At 70.9% G+C, this 3,481-nt stretch carries 4 protein-coding genes; 2 read left to right on the forward strand and 2 right to left on the reverse strand.

What is annotated here, in order from left to right:
• The first annotated feature begins 104 nt into the window (after positions 1–104).
• Both folE and AC1DZ6_RS23610 read left to right on the forward strand, forming a co-directional pair.
• Entirely contained in the window at positions 105–686 is a 582-nt protein-coding gene (folE, locus tag AC1DZ6_RS23605; protein ID WP_477099541.1) for a GTP cyclohydrolase I FolE, read from the forward strand.
• A gap of 78 nt (positions 687–764) precedes the next feature.
• Positions 765–1,190, forward strand: a complete 426-nt coding sequence (locus tag AC1DZ6_RS23610; protein WP_477099542.1) for a VOC family protein — start codon at positions 765–767, stop codon at positions 1,188–1,190.
• Here the strand turns inward: AC1DZ6_RS23610 and AC1DZ6_RS23615 are convergent.
• Positions 1,088–2,458: a hypothetical protein gene (locus tag AC1DZ6_RS23615; RefSeq protein WP_477099543.1), complete on the reverse strand. Its 1,371-nt coding sequence runs from the start codon at positions 2,456–2,458 to the stop codon at positions 1,088–1,090. The two genes, AC1DZ6_RS23610 and AC1DZ6_RS23615, sit on opposite strands and share 103 nt — an antisense overlap.
• 66 nt (positions 2,459–2,524) lie before the next feature.
• On the reverse strand, positions 2,525–3,481 hold a 957-nt coding region (locus AC1DZ6_RS23620; RefSeq protein ID WP_477099544.1), incomplete at its 5' end, for an adenosine deaminase family protein.

Consider the following 3,481-nt stretch of genomic DNA (forward strand, 5'->3'; position numbering starts at 1 on the left):
CGCCTGTCCGCCCCCACAGGGGGCGGAGGAAACGACTTTCCCCCGCGCGGCTTTCCCTAGAGCATCCTCCTCGTCCTCGCCCTCGCCCGCCCCGGAGCCTCCCGATGACCCTCCCCGCCAAGCCCCCGGTTCCCGACGACGTCCAGGACGCCATCCGCACCCTGATCCGCTGGACCGGCGAGGATCCGACGCGCGAGGGGCTGCTCGACACGCCGTCGCGGGTGGCGCGGGCCTGGAAGGAGTATTGCGAGGGCTATGACGAGGACCCCGCCCAGCACCTGTCGCGGGTGTTCGAGGAGGTGGGCGGCTATGACGACATCGTGCTGCTGAAGGACATCCCGTTCCAGTCGCACTGCGAGCACCACATGGCCCCGATCATCGGCATGGCGCACATCGCCTACCTGCCGCGCGACCGGGTGGTGGGGATCTCCAAGCTGGCGCGGGTGCTGCACGGCTTCGCCCGGCGGCTGCAGGTTCAGGAGCGGCTCACCGCGCAGATCGCCGACTGCCTGTGGGACAATCTCCAGCCCCTGGGCGTGGCCGTGGTCATCGAGGCCAGCCACGCCTGCATGAGCGGTCGCGGGGTGCGCACCCCGGGGGTGGCGATGAAGACCAGCCGGATGATGGGCGTGTTCCGCGACGACCAGCGCTCGCGCCGCGAAGTGCTGTCGCTGATGGGGTTCTGAGGGCGATGCGGCTGCTGCCAGAAACTGCGCCGCGCCCCTCTACGTTGATCCCCCAACAACCGTCCCAGGAGCCTCCCCATGCAACTCCATCGCGGCCGACTGATCGACCACATCCACCTGCGCACCCGTGACCTCGACGCCATGAAGCGGTTCTACAAGGCCGTGCTCGAGGTGGTCGGCGTGCCCGTCGTCGAGGGCAGCCACGCCGGCGGCGACTTCTTCTTCGCCGACGAGCTGTGGGTCGATGTGGGCGAGCCGGCCAGCCATGTGCACCTGGCCTTCCAGGCCGGGGACGAAGAGACCGTCAAACGCTTCCACGCCGCCGCCCTGGCCAATGGCGGGCGCGACAACGGCGGACCGGGCGAGCGGCCCTACCACCCCGGCTACTACGCCGCCTTCGCCTACGACCCCGACGGCAACAACATCGAGGCGGTGTTCCACGGCGTCGCCGAACGCTCGGCCGACAGCGTGGTGATCACGTGGGACGATGGGGGCGAGGGATAGCTTTCGCCGCATCCAAGCCTGTCATCCCGGACARGCGCGCGGCGCGCCGATCCGGGACCGACGCGTGAACTCAGCGCTTGGTTCAGCGACGACAGGTGCGACGGGCCGACCGGGGCCTCCAGCAGGGCGCTGACCGCGGCCCCGGTCAGGAACGGCGCCCCCTGGTCGAGGCAGTGGTTCAGTTCGCGGCGGGTGCGCACATCGGCGACGCCCTGCCAGACCTTCTTGCGGCGATAGGCGTCGCCTTCGCGCAGGAAGCGGCTGACCGCCGCCAGCCGCACCGGCTCCTCGCCCGGCGGCAGGACCAGGGTCACGCTGCTGGCCAGGCCGGCCGGCAGCTCGTCGATCTGGAAGGCGGGATCGCCGACCCGCAGGTCGAGGCGCGAAAAGAACGGCTCCAGCAGGCTTCGGGCCTGGGCCAGGGCGGAGAAGGACGGGGCGCGCGGGGTGTCATAGATCGACGCCGCCAGCCGGCTGCGCGAGCCGGGCGGCAGAGCCTCCAGGTGCGGCAGCAGCRCGGCGCGGCCGCCGGACTTGACCAGGGTCGAGAAGCTGATCGGGAAGAAGATCACCCCGGCCGAGACACAGGCCAAGGCGGCCTCGACGTGGCCCAGGCCGGCGATGTCGTTTTCCGGCTCGTCGATGTCGGCCTGGGCGACGCTCACCGCGAAGGCCGAGGACGCGCCGGCCGGACGCCAGGTGGCGGCGCTGCCGATGAACACCTGCCGGCCGGTGTGATAGACGCCGCGATAGCCCGGCCGGGGCGGAGGGCCCTTGGCCTGCTCCGCCGGCGGCTCCAGGGCGGCCAGCTCCTCCATCGTGGGCGCGCCGCAGACGGGACCGCCCTTGGGCGTCACCGAGGTGACCTCGGTCGGGGTGATCCGGCAGATCCGGCCGACCAGAGAGCCGTCGTCCTCGCCGTTCAGCAGGGCCTTCAGCTGGGCGGCGCCGATGCCRGCGAAGCGCATGACGTCGGTCTGGTCGCCCTCGAACATCAGCAGGGCGATGTCGCCTTCGCCCTTTTCCCCGAACAGCWTGAACTGCAGGTCGCGGGCCAGGGCCTGCAGCTCGCGGGCGTCCAGCTGGGTGGCGCGCGGGTCGGCCAGGACGAAGGAGAACGACGCGACCAGGCCATAGCGGCGCGGCCACAGCCAGGTGGTCTCCAGGTAAGCGCCGGCCACCTTGCCGACGAGAGCGGCCATGGTTTCGTTGTCGGCGAACCGCAGTTCGTCGCCGACGAAGACTTTCAGGCACGCAATCGCTGTCATCGCRGCACCCTGCGCCCCAACTCCTACCAAGTCGCGCCACGGATGCGCGGCCGACTGACGCAGTCGTTATGGTCGAGCTTGCTCGAACGCCTCGAATTCCCGCTCCAGCCGCCACTGGGCCGTGGCCTTTCGGCTGCCGGCCAGGAACCGGTCGCAGGTCGCGCTGGCCTTGGCGCAGGCGGCGACCGGCGTACGGGACGAGGCCCACAGGCTGGGGCCGGGCAGGAAGGCGTATTCCAGGCTGGCGCGGGCGGCGGCCTTGAGGTCGGCGTAGGTCAGGCCCTGCTCGGTGACGGCGCGCAGATATTCGTTGGTCAGGTCGATGCGCGAGACGCCCTCGTCGTCGGTGGACAGCACGAACGGCACGCCGGCCTTGCGGTAGAGGGCCAACGGGTGGTCGGCGCCCTTCACGCCCAGGATGACGTCGTTGCTGGTCAGGTTGATCTCGACGGCGATCTTGTCGCGGGCCATGCGGGCCAGCAGGTCCTGGGCGCCGTCCTCGTAGGCGATGTCGACGCCGTGGCCGATCCGGTTGGCGCCGGCCACCTCGACCGCCTCGCGGACGTGGAAGCGCAGCTCGCGCGGCGTCACCAGGCCCAGGGTCAGCTCGCCGGCGTGCAGCGACAGCTTCACGTCCGGGTATTTGGTCCGCAGAAACTGAAACATCCGCATGTGCAGGGCGTAGTCGGCCAGCGAGGTCGGGTCGTCCTCGGGGGCGACGATGTTAACGCCGACGAAGCGCGGGTCGGCCTTGGCGAAGGCGAAGGCCGCCGTCAGCTGGGCGAACACCACCGACGGCGACTGGAGGCGGACGGCGAAGGCCTGGTAACCCAGCACCACGGCGCAGGGGCCGGTGCGCGGCTTTTGCGCGTGGCAGCCCTGGCGGCGGTCGGCCTCGACTTCGGCGTCGTCGAACTCCTGGCGGGCCTTGGCGGTCATGGCCGGGATGGCGGGCTCCAGGGCGGCGAACGCCTTGGCCATGTCGCCGTCCCACGGCGTGTTCCGGGTCACGGCGACCAGGTC

It is taken from the genome of Caulobacter sp. P1_B12_2 (assembly GCF_056406675.1).